Here is a 17,095-nt window from a genome sequence, read left to right as displayed (position 1 = left end):
CGCATAAAAGCTTCGTTAGGCTTAGTTTCCAATATGGTTTGTCTGTTGAGAGCGTAGTTGCGCTCCCGCCTCTATTGACACTCGCGCAACCTCGAATAGTTCATTTACAGCAATTGGACTCAATGTGCCGCTACGAACCGCATCAAGAAATGCTTTAGCGCAAGCTTTTTGCCCCTTGTCTTGACGCCATAGATTCATTTTACGGAACCCAGGCCAGCCATAACCTTTTAACTTTCTAAAGTTATCTAACTGTAAAACACGTCCCTCAGTGAATACTTCGAGTCTTTCTTTCGGGAAGCTGTTCGAACCATTTGCAAAATAGTGTACAGTTGCTAGCGACCCGTCTGCGAATCCCAACATGATGGATGCTTTATCTTCCGCAATATCACCATTACGAGTTTCCCCTATTCTTCGCGATTGAACTGAAACTATCTTTGAGTCGACTAAAAATCTTGCTAAATCAATGAAGTGACAGGCTTCTCCAATTATACGACCTCCACCTACACGGATATCTTGAGTCCAATGATCAGCCGGTATGCGACCTGCATTCATAGTCAAAATAAGTGTTTTGGGCTGCTTGACGGAGTCCAGTAATGACTTCATCTTTTTTACATGTGGAGAAAACCTACGATTAAAGCCTACCATCAATAAAGGCGGCTTTTCGATTTCTCTATATACTGACTCGATCTCTTCAAGCTCATCAATATCTATCGCAAGCGGCTTTTCAACAAACGTATGCTTTCCAGCTTTTAAAGCTTTCGACACAAATTGAGCATGACTATTATGACGAGTAACTATCGCAACTGTATTTATTTTATTACTTTGAATTAATCCATCAGTATCCGTGGTCGTTTCTTTAAAGCCTGCTTTTTTACCATGAATAACTCCATTTATACCGCTTGAGGTTGCGACAGAATATAGACTTGCATTCGCAAGTTTAAAAGCTGGAATTAAACTCCTAGAAGCATAGTTCCCTGCTCCTATAAAGCCTACTACTGGGTCTTTAGCATCATAACTGACTTTGTCAATTAATTTTACAGTGCGCTTATGTCGTTCCTCTAAAGCATGATCATATGTAAGTAGTATACCTAAGACTCGTTCATCATTATTAAGGGTCTCATAGGCTTTCTCAGCGTTTAAAAATGCGTAACGATGGGAAATAAGCGGCTCTACATTTAAATAACCAGATGACATCATGTCCAGGATCGCTTCAAAATTACGTTGTTCGGTCCATCTAACGAAACCTAATGGATAATCTTGGCCTTTTTCTTCGTAAAGGGGATCATAGCGACCTGGTCCGTACGAGCAAGAAACTTGAAATGTTAGCTCTTTTTCGTAAAAGTCGGCTCGATTCAACTCTAAGCCTGTTACTCCCACCAGAACGATACGCCCTCTTTTCCTACTCATTCGAGCAGCTTGTGTAATAGGATCTGAAGACTGAGTAGAAGCAGTGACAATCACTGCGTCCACGCCTCGTCCATTGCTAAAGGAGAGGCCAAAATCGATTGGCTCTTCGCCTCTACTGGGATTACAAGTATGCGCGCCAAACTCCCTAGCTAAAGCAAGCTTAGTATCATCAAAATCAATTGCTAGCACTCTACACCCATTAGCTCTCAGAAGCTGAACGACTAAGAGACCGATTAAACCTACTCCAGTCACTACAATCGACTCACCTAAAGTAGGCTTAACCAAGCGAATACCTTGAAGGCCAATACTTCCGACTACCGTAAATGCCGCTTGTTCATTTGACACATTATCTGGTATTTTCGCACACAAATTTTCAGCGACTCGAATAATATCTGCGTGCGGACCATTAGAAACGACTCTATCTCCAACGTTGAAATTGGAACCTGCAGTCGTTTCAGCAACTTCACCTACATTGCAGTAGCCCAATTGAAGCGGTTGCGATAATTTCGATGCGACAGCATCGAACGTTGCAGCGAAACCATCTGTTCTTAGCTTTTCTAAAACCATTTTTACTTTGTCTGGCTGCTGTTTGGCCTTCTTAATTAGTGAACCTTTTCCGAACGCTACTAAACTTCTCTCAGTTCCAGCCGATATAAGTGAGACCTTAGAGTTAACTAATATACAGTTTCTTGATATGGACGGCTTAGGAGCCTCAGTTAGAATCGTTGCTCCACTAGATAGATCCTGCAATACCTGTTTCATAAAATTATTCTCTTTGTATCAAATCGCGACTACATCAAATCAGCCTTCTGCCTAACAAAGACTGACGAAATATTACGTGAATTATTTTAGACATACACTATGGTTTTTTTTACACCGAGTTGTCCCAAAAAATCTGTTCTAAGCAACTGCAGTATTACGCTTGATTTACTTGACGTTTGAAGAATTCAACGCAACCTCACCAACAGGTGTCCAGTCTCCAATATGGCCTGACAAACGCACCGAGCGATTGCGTTTTTTATATTAATATAATCAGACACATACTGCCATTATCGCATTATCTTCCGAAACATGCTGGCTAGTCTAACAAGTGCAATATCGCTGTGTAGATGCTGTTCATTGCAAATTTTAAGGGGTCACATCCTCTAGTAACAAACATAGCTAAGTAAATTATGTCCGTTACGTGATCATTTTGAACGATATTTTACAGTACGGAACAACTAATCTGATTACATAGTATCGTAACTCATTCGCGGCCGGCTATCGGATATCGAAATGCCCAGTTTGACCACCTGTGATCTGAGCTTAAAGGACTTCCTAACAATCAGTTTTGCGGCTATAAAAATAGAATATTAAGTACTTGTATCAGAAAACGCTTTCGGCGTTTGAGGGGCAATAAGTGATGTCCACGCTAAAGACCTGATTGGGTCCGTTTTAGGTATAACTAGTCAGCAACGGGAGTCGATTTAGTTATTTCCCCAATGTGTTAATTGCAAGAATTTATAGCCCCCGGTAAATCATAGACCATCAGTATAGGCAGCTATTGGCCATCGCCTGAATAGTGAGGTCGTCTTTTTTCGAAGTTCTGTATGTAGTTTATTCGGAATAGTGCTATGACGCGCAACGCTTTACAAATAGCGACTCCTATATTGCTCGATAGCTAAAATTTTTAACTAACACTACGGTTTAGTTTCAACATCCTGAACATGGCGGAAACAACAAGCTGATTTCGATGTGTACTGATGGTCATGTAATTCACCGAGACTCACCTGCGAAATACTTTACGACTTCCTTTAAAATACACAGACCCTTATTAACACGCATTAGCCTTACTTCGTATTTATATAGTATTTATATACCTGCTACACTAACGCCGCTTTACTCAAAATCAACTTCAGTTTCACTGTCGTTGTACTGATAAAAGTATTAGGCAAAGTCTGGGAGTTGCCATCCTAAACTCTTGTTTTAATAAACTTTGCTGGAACTCCACCAACAATTGTAAAAGCCTCTACATCTTTCGTTACTACGCTGCCCGCAGCGATCACAGCTCCTTCCCCTATAGTTACTCCAGCTGTAATAACACAATTTGCCCCAATCCAAACATCAGCACCAATTGCAACAGGTCTAGCTACATGTCCTGCGTTAAAAATTTGTCCCAGACCTTCCGGTATTTTATGATTCGCTGATGATATTACAGTTCCATAACCCACAAGGGTTCGAGCGCCAATTTCTACTCCCCCCGTAGTAGTTACAATAACTCCCCACGCCAAATCTACGTCATCTCCAAGACAAATTCCTTTGCATGGGTTTATCTTGATCCCGGGATATAAGGTGACTCGCCTCCCAACACTTCCCCCTAAAGAACGTATAAATAAGGCCTTTAATATGCCAAATACACGGTGCCTAGGAAGAAGAAATACTAAAGACATTACAAGCTCGTATGTACAAACCAAGAAGTTTTTCATTTTGCACTCTCAGAAAAAAATCTCTCTAAAAACTCAATTTGAGCATCGACCTTCTCCTCCGGTGAGTTAAAAGACGATAATCTAGCTTTTCCCCGCCTTTTTAGGTCCTCTTGCAATTCAATATCGCTATTTAGAGACTCAACGGCTTTACCAATAGATTCAACTGAATCTCTGTCGACAAAAAGAGCTGCATCGTCACACGCACTCCTTGCCCACGCCTCATCAGAAATTATTAGAGGTTTACCAAAGAAAAACGCTTCTATAACATTGCTAGAAAAACACTCGAGTTTGCTCAGCAAAATCATCGCATCAGCTCCTTTTACCACCTGATGTACGTATTTAGCCTCAACTTTTCCTAAAAATTTAAAATAATCATTGACTTTGTAATATTCTATTTTAGGTGTTAAAAATCTCTCAACTTCGGTTGAGTCATCAGAAAGGGACAGCAAAAACTTGACTTTAACACCCTTAGATTTCAATTTACTAGCCACTGCTGGAAGAATATGTATTTGCTTATTTAAGTGCCAAGAAGAAAGGTATAGTATTTTGTAACTTTCATCGGAACCGTCTTGTTCAAAACGTGAATCGGTCCAGCTTTGTTCAAACTGAGTAACGCTTGGCGCAACATAAGTCGCTCGTTCTGATGGATAGTCATGTAGCCGACTAGCACGATAGAGCATATCCTCATTTTCGAATATTAAAGCATCGGCCGACAAGGTTCCTCTAAGTCTAAAAAAGTCAATTATCTTTTTTACACATCTTTTCCTAAAAGAATAATCTTTCCAAAAATCAACCTCTGGGTAATATAAATTGCTGTACACAGTACGTACGACTTGCTTACATCTTATAAAAGGTATACAAGGACCAAAGTTATATACTAACCCTATATTATGTAAACGAATTAATTTCCTGATTTTTGGAATAACCAATAGACGATTAAAATATGAATAGCCATAAACACACAGGCTATCACTAGGAAAAAGTTCTGATGCAACTTTTTCCAACTCACTGCCCTCAGAAACCAAGATATACCAATTGTGGTTCCTGGAGTCGAGTGATAAACTCCGCAGCAAGTTTAATGCAACCTGCTGACCTCCTCCAGAACTCACTGCAAATAAATTCAATAATATTTTCATATCAGTCCAATATAAACTTGCGATACTCTTCGACTATTTTATTAATATTAAAACGAGAAACTGACTGTAACGCGTTTTCTGCAAGGAATGATCGGTACTCCTCATCTTTAATTAGTAACTGCATGCTTTTACTTAATTCCTCGACGTCACCCGTATCTACCAGTAAACCGTTTTGGCGGTGTTTTATTATATCGCTCGGTCCGACATCACAATTAAAACTAATACAAGCAGTCCCTAACACCATTGCCTCTAACAACGCATTCGGAAACCCTTCTGATATTGAAGGAAGTACGAAAATTGACGAGCTCCTCACCCAATTATCTACGTCTTTATGAACTCCCAAAAAAATGCTGCTAGGATCAAGCCCCAAATCTCTCGCTTCTTTGAAAAGGCTCTCCTTAAGGGGGCCATCTCCTAAAATTATTAACTTCCAGCCAGTAGCACTTAGTTTAGAGAAAGCTCTCAAAAGATACTTGTGCCCCTTCTCTGGGACAAGCCGACCTATACTAATTATCACCTTACTTTTAGTTAGATTTTCTTTAGATTCGAATTTTCTAACAGGATTTGGGATAATACTTACATTCCCATGGCCCGTTTCATTTTGGATCGCTAATGCCGAACGCTTCGTTTGTGCAATGATACCCTTAGCACTTGGATATATAGCCTTTTTAAGGAAACGAACAACTAACGGTCGAGGTCTAAAAGGATTTGATCTATCAGAAATGAAGACGTTGCTTTTCAAACCTAAAGTTGAAATCAAAACTATTAAATTGGTTTTGTCCATGAAACTAACGATAGAGTCAGTATTATTATTTCTAAGGACACTTCGAAGTCTAAATAAAACTTTAAAAATCTCTTTGAACTTACTAAAACCGCGCTTATTCGTCTTAAAATCCAGCTGTCTTACAACAACTTTTTCATTGATGTCATAAAAATTAGGTTCATTCACTAGCACAACTAACTCAACGGAAACCTGATAATTTTTAGCTAGTTCATTTGCTATTTCACTTATTACCCTCTCGGCGCCTCCAGCTAAAAGCGTTGGAATAATCAGTGTAACCTTCTTTTTTGACTTATTATTTAAATCTTTCATTCAAAAGATCCTAAAGGGCTCAGTTAATAAACTAACGAAGTGATTTTATCAACGTCCTATTTAAAATAAGAATTACAAAAACCCATACAACTAACTTGAATTCAATTAAGAAAGTTGAGCGAGGGATGTAGATAGCAACACTAAATAGACACACCGCCGTAACGTGCCAAAAGTAAGATGGCGGAGAATTTGAATTCAAAACAAAGTCGACTTTTCGCATAATTGAACCTATTACGAAAAGTCCGACTACTACACCCAATAATCCGAAATCCAAATAAAAATCTGCAACTGCCGAACTCCCCACACCAGAATATCGATTATCCCCTTGTTCCAGCCAAGTTAAAAAGCGACTAGAACCACCGTATTGATAGGAATTATCGTCGAATATAACGCTATCAAAAGACGAAACGAATGGAATAATACTTATTGCTTGCTGAAACTGTAATCTTCCCAAAAAGTAGTCATATTCGTTTGGAACCGCATCAATCGCCATCGTGACCGTACGAATCGAACTAGCCAGATCTTGCGTTATCGGCACAATAGACTTTGACTCAAACCTACTTTCAGTGCTCACGCTCGCTTTTACCTTTTCAATGAAAGAAAGCTCGCCACCAACACTTCTGACGTGTCCAAGCCCCCAAATGACAGTAACGCCAACTAAAATTAGCGCTAAAGATTCGAAGACTTTTGCGCTCTTATTCTCAGCGACAAACATATAATTCGCGTAATACGCCGCTAACCAATAGATTATAGGTCCGCGATCTCCACTAACAATTACTGATAACAAGTATAAAAACGCTATGCCGTTGAAAATCCATCCTTTACTAATAAAAAAACGAAAAAAGCTTCTATAAGTTTCACCTATCTTGATGTCATTTCTTGTTGTTTGTATTAGAAATGCGAACGCGAAACATTTTAGCAATAGGACTGAATACGCTGCGCCAGAACTTAATCTAACTGAACCGTAATTACCGGCTAAATAACTTCGATCCACAGTGAAAAAATATAGTATGAAGAATATAGCAAAGCCAATTAAAAGAAGTCTAGTGTCGACTTGAGACAGTTTTTTTTCTTGATTGTATGTTCTAGGTTTAATAATTTTAAAACCAATCAAAAATGATAACAAGCCAATAATAGATAGAATTAATGCTTTGAGAGCTATTTGGGGGCTAGTCCACAATCTCAAATTTGAAAGGTCCTTAAAACCAATCAAATAATCGATTGCAAATTGAAAATGAACAATAAAATAAGAGAGTAAAAAAATAAATGATGCATTTATTATTACTCCTTTACTATTTTTCTTAAATAATAAACTTTTAAAGTATGATAAAGAACAAAAAAATGCGACTAAAATTATTAATAATGCTGTTGCCTTATCCAAATCAAGATTGGAAATGCTGTAAAAAATACTAAAGGCAGTAGCCAACGCGATATAGACAGGAATAGATATCATTTCACTTCCTAATAAATTGTTCGTCGCTCAATTGTAACAAATACCGTCTTTTTTCCTGAGGAGATAAAAGTTTAGTCGATAAATCATATCGACGCATTCGAGTTTCGAGTTCGTCTACAGAAGTAATTATTCTAGCTGGATTTCCGCCAACGACAGAATTCTGAGGAATCGACTTGGTTACTACCGAACCCGCCCCCACTATAACATTTTGACCAATCTCAACTCCGGGAAGTATAATTGAATTATTGCCTATATATACGTTGTCGTGAATCAGTATCTTACCAAACGCATCGAACTTTGGGTTCCGTGATCTAAAAACCCATCCTCCGGTATGTGTTATGAATTTAACATTATTTGTAACTTGTACTCGATTTCCAATTGTAATTAAGTAAGGTTCACTGCCAAATTCAAGAGTTGCTATGTTACAGTTGGCTCCGATAGTAACTCCTAAACGCCTGGCATATTTTTCTCGAGACATTACTTTTTTTAGAAAAAAATTTAATGCCCTTAAAACCATATGCTTGATCATTATATTTTTCCCAGCATTCTAATGTAGTCAAAAAACGCTTTTAAATTTGCTCTAACCACAGCATGATGCATCAACCGAAAGATCTGCATATAGCAATATCTCTTTTTACAGAAGAGACCGGCTCGTTCACCATGCTTTTCCAAATTATCAACGCCACTTTTAGCGCGTTCTCTTGCCAGTTGTGTAGCAAAGCAGCTTAACTTTACACTTAAAATATTTTTACTTGCCGATGAGGATACTGAGTTTTTTATTTTTCTCAATGTATATAAACAGTCAGGCAAAATATAAGCCTCCGAAATACTCAATAGTCTAAACCACAAGTCCTTATCTTGTCTCATCGTGAAAAAGGATCTATAACCACCAACCTTTTCGTACAGGTCGCGTCTGAACATAACAGAACCATGTGTTATTTGATTTTTTTTTAACAAATCATTTAATGTTACAAACCCCGTTATTTTTTTTCTTGTATTACCATTTGTAATCGACGTTGAACATAGACCTACGCCACAATTTGAATCCAGAAATTCAGATTGCATTTTTAACCTTTCTGGCAAAGAAATATCCCCTGCCCCATGGATTGCTACATAATCAGAATTGACTTCGTTAATTGTTTTAATTAACGAGTTAGTAAAACCGATGTTGGTGTTATTTCTAATGAGTCTTACATTGTCATAACCACTTGTTACTTTCTCTAGTTCTAAAAATGTCTCATCCGTCGAAGCATCGTCGACTAATACAATCGCATAGTTAGAAATTGTTTGGCTTAGTAGGCTGCTTACCGATTCAGCAACGTTATCTTTCCTATTATGAAAAACTGATATTACCGTAACCTTTGTACTTTCTTTCAAAGCTTTATTCCTTAATCGGTTTTCTAAAAATAACGATTTCAAAATCTTTTAACTTAAACTTAAAATATCCTTTCTTGCTGGTTTGGTTAGGAATTCTTTGTTCTATCGTTTTACAACCAAAACCTAGTTGAATTTAGACAGTTTAATTTGAAGTTTTATCCGGCAGTCGTACCTAAAGTCTTATAAAGCCACTTTAGTCAATTAATAGATTTAAGCTAAAATTGTCAAGTAACATTCTGCTACTCTTAATAGAAATTCTAGAGGTGAGTTTGTTTTTGTTATAATCCCCAACATTTTTCTGGTCATATTATCTAACTGCTACATGAAAGCCCAACTAAAAAATTGTAGGCTATTAATCCTGAATTTAGATAATCCGATTAATTTGGGGAATAGAATATATTTATTTGATGCTAGTCATACTCAATTTGAATTAGCCTGGTTAAAAATTCTTTGTAACTGTTCATTCATTACCGAGAAAAAATTAAAAACAGTCAAACAAAATTGATTTTTCTACCATACTCATCCAAGCTGGAAACTTCAATATCCATTTTTAGACCTAGTTTTTCAAATGCAGTTACATGTACCAAGCGAATCAAGTCTCGAATTTCTGAGGACTTGCCCTTTCCATTGTGAGTAATGAAGTTTGCATGTTGTTCTGAGACTCTTGAGTTTCCAATCGAAAACCCCTTAAAGCATAAGTCTTCAATTACCTTTCCTGGCGGGCCATACTTTTCATACATTTTGGGGTTACTTTTAAATACCGAACCGCAGTTAGGAAGCTTTCTCGGAAATTTATTTCGTCTATCCTTTAGTATATGAAGCATTTTTCTCCGCACTTCTGCTCTATCGTCTATCTTGTCGAACTCAAACTCTACTTCAACGATTATTTCAGATATATTTTGGAAAATAGATTCACGATAGTTAAAAAAGCACTCACTCTTGCTTCTAGTAACTATATCGCCATTCTTAGTAAGGCTTGTAACCTTGATTACATTGTCACCGATAGAGCGTCTCATACTTCCGCCGTTCATATAGACTAATCCGCCAATTGTGCCGGGGATACCACATATATGCTCAGCGCCAGTAAAGTTATTTAGCATAAGAAATCGTGAGAGCTTCGGAACCCAATATCCGCTTTCAACTATCACTCCTGTAGACGTAAGTTTTATATTATTAAAGGCACTATCAATTTGAATGCACGGAACTCGAAGTCCTTTATCATCGAATAGTAAGTTGCTAGTTTCACCTATTATAATATATTCTACTTGTTGCTTTTTGAAACCCGCTACAAGATTTGAAAGATTTTTTAAACTCTTGGGTTTTATTATAAGATCAGCGTTACCGCCAGTCTTCCACCGGCTTATTTTTGATAATTCTTCATCAACAAACGTCGTATTCGGACAGATTGACTCAACATATTGCACCATGTCTTTTGTAACTATTCTATCCAAGTCGCATGTCCTCCTAATCTTTGTACTTTCTCTACGAAATCGACATAGCCTCTCGATATTTGCCATGCGTCAGTTATAACTGTCTTTCCTTCAGCAAACAGTCCGCAAATAGCTAATGCAGCCCCAGCGCGCAAATCAAGTGCTTTTACTTCGCTTCCAACCATTGATGACGCCCCACCATCTATTACTAAAAGGTCGCCCTCAACTCGATATTTCAGACCCATTTTAGCCATCTCTTCTGCGTATCCGTAACGCCCTGGAAACCTCAAATCAATTATTTTTGATTGACCGTTTGCTTTCGTTGCCCAAGCAGCAAGTAGCGGTTGCACATCCGAATTTATTCCTGGATGTGGACCAGTGCTAATTTCAATAGGGTAGCAGCGTCCGCCTCTCACGATTACGGAGCTCTCGCCTTCGAATATACGTGCCCCGGCAGCCTTCACATGTGCGAGAACAACCTCTAAATCTTTCGTTGGAAAGTTTTCTATCTCGACGTCTCCATCACTAGTTACCGCAGCAGTTAGCCAAGTAATGGCTTCCATGCTATCCGGAATTACGCTATGCTCACAGCCGCTAAGTGAGCCGACGCCGCAGACCTCTATGTGCTCTTGACCGTGCACCCGTATTTTAGCCCCCATTTTTCTTAGCATGGATATTAAATCTAGTATCTCGGGGCGTACATGGGGATTCCATATTCTTGTTGTGCCAGATGCAAGCGTTGCGGTAATTATCGCATTTTCAGTTGCCCCGGTTGATCTAAGCGGCAACTTGATGTCAGAGCCTTTCAGGCGCTGTTTTGCTTTTGCGTATAGGTATGTCTCGTCCTCCCAAACTTCCGCTCCCAAGGCGTTTAAAACTGAGACGTGGATGTCGTATTTTCTTTCCCCTAGCTTACATCCGCCAGGAAGCGGAACCGCACCTTCGCCAAACCTTGTAACTAACGCTCCAAGAATTAGTAAAGTGTTTCTTATTGAGCGTTCCTGCCACTCAAGTTTTGTCTGAATGCGACCTTGTTCTCTTATTTGTATAGAGTTACTTGAAGTTAAGTTACATTCTTTACCAAGCATTTCTAACATGCCAACATGAATCTGGGTGTCTAATAACTTCGAGGGGTAATTAGTGAGTACTATTTGCTGCTCTGTTAATATAGATGCAGCCAACAATCTAAGTGCAGAGTTCTTAGCCCCGTCTACCTTAACAACTCCATTTAATCTACTTGGCTTAATTTCAAGCTTATTCATATTTTTCACTTTTTTTATGTTTACGTAAATGTGTTTAACGTGCCTTGGCTATTTTTCAGCTCCACCCTCAATAATTCTAGCTGGCGCCCCAACGGCAACGCAATTGTTAGGAAGGTCTCTAGTAACAACAGAGTTAGCGCCGACAATACAGTTTGAGCCGACTTTAATTTTGCCAACTATTACCGCCCCTGCAAAAATAACGGTTCCTTCTCCAATCTCAGGGTATTTACTTTCTTTTGCATCACCTATTCTTGCCCCGCCTAAAGTAACATTTTGGAAAATTTTCACTCTTTCCCCAAGACAAACCCCTCCGCCTATCACGATTCCAGTAGGATGGGGAAATGCGACAGTACTGGGAATTTTAAGTTGTGGCGATAAGTGGCATCCGGTTGTAGCTTGTATTCTATTACAAACAATCCATGCTAGTCTTTTGCTAGATAACCTCTGAGCCTTGCTAAGTAACCGAAGCTTCCAACGTAGCTTTAATTGTGGGCTTTGTATTGGATAAAAAATCCAAAAGTAGATCTTCCGTATAATCCTAACTACAATCTTCATTTTAATCTTCTCTTTTTATCAACCTTTCGATTTTTGAGATTTTAGGGTCCAGTATACATACAGCCCAAGAAAGCAGTAGTGTGCTGAAAGCCCAACTGAATATAGCGTTAACCAAGAGATTGGAGAAAACTTCAAACTAAAACTAGTGGTAAAAACAGTAGCAACTATACAAAGGCGTAGTAAATTCAGATACAAAAACACCTGATGCTTATTCAACACCGTGAAAAGATTTATAATTGGTGCAGTTATGAATTGAAATATTAACATCCAAGCAAGAATGCTTACATATTCTCCCGACATTGCCCATTTACTACCAAACGTAATCGAAAACAGAAAAGGTCCGAAAAAGATTAAAACTAACGTTGGTATGATAGCTATTATAAAAAGTCTTTTGACTATAAATTTGGTTACTTTACCAATTGAAACAATATTTTTGCGGCCAATCTTAGCTATTTCTGAGAAATAAGCTTTACCCACGGATTGACCCACGAGAGCCATAGGAAGTGCTAAAGTGGTAAATGCTAAACCAATAAACCCTGTCACTTCGGATTCATAAGCAACTGATGAGTATAGAATAGGACTGTTAGACGTTAACACTAAAATTAACTGCGATGGAAACCTAGTTAAAGGAACATTTCTAAAAAGCTTAACACCAAACCAAATTCGGTTTAACCTAAGTTTAGTGAATTGGCATTTAAAATCCGGCCAAAACTTGTTTTTTAGCTTATATATCCCTCCTCCCTGTTGCATAACATGCCCAACTAAAAGGCCAAGAGGATTTACTAATAAATACGCTAGAATTAACTTGCTAGCACCACCTATAAATGATTGGTAGACACTAGTTATAGCTAATATTTTAAAGTTTTGAAGACGTGTTCCCCACATCGATAAAATAGAGTATGAACTAGCAGTGAATATTCCTAACGGCAGCAACCACCAAAAATCTAATAAAGGCTCTAAATCAAATAGCCTAAAAATAGAATCACGGAATAGAAGCAATATAACTGCGACTATTAAGGTCATTACCATTGTCAAGAGTACAGAAACTACGAGTTGGTTAAATGCTAGCCGACTGCTTTTCGGAATAAGTACCGTAACTTCGTATTTTAGCGTGGCAATCGGAAGTAATATCGATAAAACGGCTGTAAAGAGAGAAAAAACGCCGAAATCCTCTGGGGAATAGACTCGCGTAATTAGAGGGAGAAATATGAACCCTAAGGCCCTCGCGCCAAGATTGCCACTTATAAGTGTCAAAATATTCTTTTGGACTTTCTTAGCATTGTCTATTGAAATCTTCTTTTGCACTTCAGAGAACATAGCCTTATCAGATTGCCTCAGTTAGATTTCGCTATATACCAAAGTGAGGTTTTCTCTATGCCTCTATCAACCCTTACCTGGGGTTCGTAAGACAGCATTTGTTTTGATTTTTGTATTTCCGCCTGAGAGTGTTTCACATCACCTCTTCGAAAATTTTCAAACAAAGGTTCGCGACTATAGGCTATACCATATTTTTCGAGAGACAACTTTATACTCCGAAACAGTTGGTTTAGAGTCGTCCTGTCTCCTAAAGCCATGTTATAGATTTCATCCTTAACTGAATCGTCACTGGTGGCAGCTAAAACATTTAGTTGAATTGCATTCTCAACGTAAGAGAAGTCACGGCTGGTTTCGCCATCACCATTAATAGACACTTCTTCGTTTTTAATCATAGCCGCAGTCCATTTAGGAATAACTGCTGCATAAGCGCCATCAGGATTTTGCCGAGGACCGAATACGTTAAAATAGCGTAGGCCAATCGTTTTAAAGCCATATACTTTTGCAAACACACTGGCGTATAGCTCATTTACATACTTCGTTACCGCATAGGGTGACAGCGGATTTCCTATATTTTCTTCGACTTTTGGTAAGGCAGGATGATCGCCGTAGGTCGAGCTGCTGGCTGCATAAGTAAAGCTATCGACTTCTGCATCTTTCGCAGCGACTAGCATATTCAAAAAGCCGTCGATATTACTTTTGTTGCTAGTGATGGGATCGTTGATGGACCGCGGTACCGATCCCAGTGCTGCTTGATGAAGAACGTAATTTATCTTTTGCCCTTTGTCCGTTGTCATCACGCTTCGGCACGTCTCGAGATCGCAAATATCGCCTTCAACGAACTCGAAATTTGCCCACTGCTCTTCCGTAACCAGTGACTGAACCTCGTCTAAATTATGCTGAAATCCCGTAGAGAAGTTATCTAACCCGACTACCTTTTGATTAAGTTTTAGAAGGGTTTCGAGTAAGTTTGAGCCAATAAAACCCGCTACGCCTGTTACTAACCAAATCTTAGGTTCAGACTTAAGTTGTGTCTTAACTTCTTCGTACCGTGACATAAGGTAACTTCCCTCGGTGATTTTAACAATTGATGTGTGAGAACTCTTTACAGACGGATATCGACGGAGTTAGCGTCAATAATGTACTTCAGGTCGTAGATTACATGAGTCGGCATCGCTAACGCCCGAATGCCATCTATTCCAAGTGTTTTAAACTCGTTATGAGCCACTGCAACGATAACCCCTTCGTACGACGCTTGGTTTGGTTGCTCGATCACTTCAACGCCATATTCATGTAATGCTTCTTGCTTATTAACCCACGGATCATAAACGTCTACATTAACGCCGTACTGCTTGAGCTCGTCGATGATATCAACCACTTTGGTATTGCGTATGTCTGGGCAATTCTCTTTAAAGGTTAACCCCATAAGCAATACATTCGCACCCTTAACAGTAATCCCCTTTTGCAGAAGTGCTTTTACAAACTCCGATGCTACGTAGCGACTCATGTTGTCATTAATACGTCGACCGGCGAGAATCATCTCTGGGTGATAACCGATGGACTCCGCCTTATGCGTTAAGTAATACGGATCAACACCGATGCAATGACCGCCAACAAGACCTGGTCTAAATGGTAAAAAATTCCATTTGGTGCCAGCGGCTTTTAACACCGCCTCAGTATCGATTCCCATGCGGCTAAAAATCATGGCAAGTTCGTTTATCAACGCAATGTTCACATCACGTTGTGTATTTTCGATAACCTTCGCCGCCTCAGCGACTTTTATATTTTCCGCTTTGTGGGTACCGGCAGTAATAACCGAACGGTATAAGGCATCTACAAATTCTGCGGTTTCTGGATTTGAACCGGAGGTTACTTTTAATATGGTCGTTACGCGGTGTTCTTTATCACCTGGGTTGATCCTTTCCGGGCTATAGCCGACAAAAAAGTCTTGATTAAAGGTTAAGCCTGAAACCCGTTCTAATACAGGAACACAGTCTTCCTCGGTAGCCCCCGGGTATACCGTTGATTCGTAGATCACCGTGTCGCCCTTTTTCAACGTCTGACCAATGGTCTCAGACGCTTTAATTAACGGGGTTAGATCGGGTTGTTTAAACTTATTTATCGGAGTGGGTACTGTGACAATGTAAACGTTTGCCTCGTCAAGATCCACTACATCGGCACTGTACTTTAGTTGTTCTGCCTTTTTTAGTTCTTCTGGCTCCACTTCCTTGGTATGGTCTGTGCCACCTTGGAGCTCCGCAACTCGCTTGCTATTAATATCAAAGCCTAATGTGTCGTACTTTTTACCAAACTCCACGGCGAGCGGTAATCCGACATAGCCTAGTCCGACTACTGCGATTTTTAGTTGATTCGATATCATGTGCCAGTCTCAACATTACGAAATTTAGAATACGTTCGGAATTCTATACCCGATTCAGCGATTTTTACAGTAAGATAATAGTTCACGGAAAGCTAATCTGTCATAGACTTATATGAGTAACCATATCCATAACCATAGTTATAGTAACTACTCGCTTTGCGAACTACTTTATTCAATATAGTGCCTTTTATCGTTACACCGTTCTGGTCAAAACGGCTTATCGTCGCCTCTACTTCTTTTACGGGGTTTTGTGCAAAGCCGGTAACCAGTAGATTTGTTCCCGTGTAGCGACCAACAATGGCTGCATCGGTGACTGCTAGAATCGGTGGCGTATCACAGAGCACGTAATCATACTTGGCACTTAGTTCGTCGAGTAGGTTTTTAAATCGCTCATGCATGAGCAACTCAGACGGGTTCGGCGGTGCCGTGCCACGGTTAATGGCATCCAGCCCCTCTACCTCAGTGCCTTTAATAAGCTGCTCGGTAGTGATTTCACCGGCTAAATAGTCAGAAAGCCCGTCCTCATTACCGGAGTGTAATAGCGCATGGAGATACCCGCGACGTAAGTCGACATCAATCACCACCACTTTTTTACCAGACTGTGCCAATACTACGGCTAGGTTCGCGGTAATAAATGATTTACCCACCCCGGGGCTCGGGCCCGAGATCATTAAAATATTGTTCTTCGCCTCGAGCATGGCAAAATGCAGGCTGGTGCGTAAGCCGCGCAAGGCTTCAACCGCTAAATCGGTCGGCTCGGCGACTGCCAGTAGCGGCACATAGCTGGGCACCGATTTACTGCTACGGCCTTTGCGTTGTCGTGCAATTTGTTCCTCAAGTTTTAGCTGCACATCCGACTTAGGCACACTGGCGTAGACGTTTATACCTACTTCCTCAAGCTCGTCTGGATTCTCTACTCCTCTATGGAAAACAATCTTCAGCGCGACAATACCAACTGAAATGAGAAAGCCGAAGACAGTTGCAGCCAATACGATCAATTTTTTCTGCGGCTCGACTACACCAGGTTGAACTACGGCCTCATCTAAAATTCTAACATTACCTACCGTTCCCGCTTTCATCACATTCAACTCTTGCATGCGGTTCAGCAACTGCAGGTAAATTTGTTGGTTCACCTCAACATCCCGAGTTAAGCGCAGTACCTCTTGTTGGGTCTCGGGCAGCTCGTTGATTTGTTCGGTGAGTGCCTTCTTCTCGTTTTGTAG

General features: G+C 39.7%; 14 protein-coding genes. All 14 read right to left on the bottom strand.

The window, feature by feature from the left end:
• Positions 1-21: 21 nt before the first annotated feature.
• The gene (locus OS145_RS04280; protein WP_006954969.1) at positions 22-2,169 is read right to left on the bottom strand and encodes a bi-domain-containing oxidoreductase; all 2,148 of its coding nucleotides are present in this window, start codon (positions 2,167-2,169) and stop codon (positions 22-24) included.
• Between the two features lie 1,190 nt (positions 2,170-3,359).
• Entirely contained in the window at positions 3,360-3,872 is a 513-nt protein-coding gene (locus OS145_RS13635; protein WP_006954968.1) for an acyltransferase, read from the bottom strand.
• Complete coding sequence (locus OS145_RS04270; protein ID WP_006954967.1) at positions 3,869-5,008, bottom strand: glycosyltransferase family 4 protein; 1,140 nt, start codon at positions 5,006-5,008, stop codon at positions 3,869-3,871. Before OS145_RS04270 ends, OS145_RS13635 begins: the two co-directional genes overlap by 4 nt.
• A gap of 1 nt (position 5,009) precedes the next feature.
• Positions 5,010-6,101 carry a glycosyltransferase family 4 protein gene (locus tag OS145_RS04265; protein ID WP_006954966.1) on the bottom strand — a complete coding sequence of 364 codons (1,092 nt, stop codon included), beginning with the start codon at positions 6,099-6,101 and terminating at the stop codon, positions 5,010-5,012.
• Positions 6,102-6,132: 31 nt separating this feature from the next.
• A complete protein-coding gene (gene wzy / locus OS145_RS04260; RefSeq protein WP_006954965.1) occupies positions 6,133-7,554 on the bottom strand; it encodes an O-antigen polysaccharide polymerase Wzy in 1,422 nt (473 codons plus the stop codon).
• A 1-nt stretch (position 7,555) separates the two neighbouring features.
• On the bottom strand, positions 7,556-8,083 hold the full coding sequence (locus tag OS145_RS04255) for an acyltransferase (protein ID WP_006954964.1): 528 nt from the start codon (positions 8,081-8,083) through the stop codon (positions 7,556-7,558).
• Positions 8,083-8,931 (bottom strand): glycosyltransferase family 2 protein, encoded by an 849-nt coding sequence (locus OS145_RS04250; RefSeq protein ID WP_006954963.1) that lies wholly within the window; start codon positions 8,929-8,931, stop codon positions 8,083-8,085. Before OS145_RS04250 ends, OS145_RS04255 begins: the two co-directional genes overlap by 1 nt.
• A 491-nt stretch (positions 8,932-9,422) precedes the next feature.
• The gene (gene murB, locus OS145_RS04245) at positions 9,423-10,382 is read right to left on the bottom strand and encodes a UDP-N-acetylmuramate dehydrogenase (RefSeq protein WP_006954962.1); all 960 of its coding nucleotides are present in this window, start codon (positions 10,380-10,382) and stop codon (positions 9,423-9,425) included.
• Positions 10,370-11,623, bottom strand: coding sequence for a UDP-N-acetylglucosamine 1-carboxyvinyltransferase (locus tag OS145_RS04240; RefSeq protein WP_006954961.1), 1,254 nt, complete (start codon positions 11,621-11,623; stop codon positions 10,370-10,372). Before OS145_RS04240 ends, murB begins: the two co-directional genes overlap by 13 nt.
• A gap of 48 nt (positions 11,624-11,671) precedes the next feature.
• On the bottom strand, positions 11,672-11,911 hold the full coding sequence (locus OS145_RS13385) for a serine O-acetyltransferase (RefSeq protein ID WP_165477443.1): 240 nt from the start codon (positions 11,909-11,911) through the stop codon (positions 11,672-11,674).
• Between the two features lie 285 nt (positions 11,912-12,196).
• Positions 12,197-13,483 carry a lipopolysaccharide biosynthesis protein gene (locus OS145_RS04230; RefSeq protein ID WP_165477442.1) on the bottom strand — a complete coding sequence of 429 codons (1,287 nt, stop codon included), beginning with the start codon at positions 13,481-13,483 and terminating at the stop codon, positions 12,197-12,199.
• Positions 13,484-13,512: 29 nt separating this feature from the next.
• Positions 13,513-14,550, bottom strand: coding sequence for an NAD-dependent epimerase/dehydratase family protein (locus OS145_RS04225; protein WP_006954958.1), 1,038 nt, complete (start codon positions 14,548-14,550; stop codon positions 13,513-13,515).
• Between the two features lie 47 nt (positions 14,551-14,597).
• The gene (gene tviB, locus OS145_RS04220; protein ID WP_006954957.1) at positions 14,598-15,872 is read right to left on the bottom strand and encodes a Vi polysaccharide biosynthesis UDP-N-acetylglucosamine C-6 dehydrogenase TviB; all 1,275 of its coding nucleotides are present in this window, start codon (positions 15,870-15,872) and stop codon (positions 14,598-14,600) included.
• A gap of 92 nt (positions 15,873-15,964) precedes the next feature.
• Positions 15,965-17,095 (bottom strand): polysaccharide biosynthesis tyrosine autokinase (locus OS145_RS13490; protein ID WP_006954956.1); only part of this gene is annotated, 1,131 nt, incomplete at its 5' end.

This window comes from Idiomarina baltica OS145, assembly GCF_000152885.1.
Classification (GTDB): Bacteria; Pseudomonadota; Gammaproteobacteria; order Enterobacterales; family Alteromonadaceae; genus Idiomarina; species Idiomarina baltica.
The sequence above is the reverse complement of the archived record's forward strand: the minus strand, read 5'-3'. Positions and strand labels throughout refer to the sequence as shown.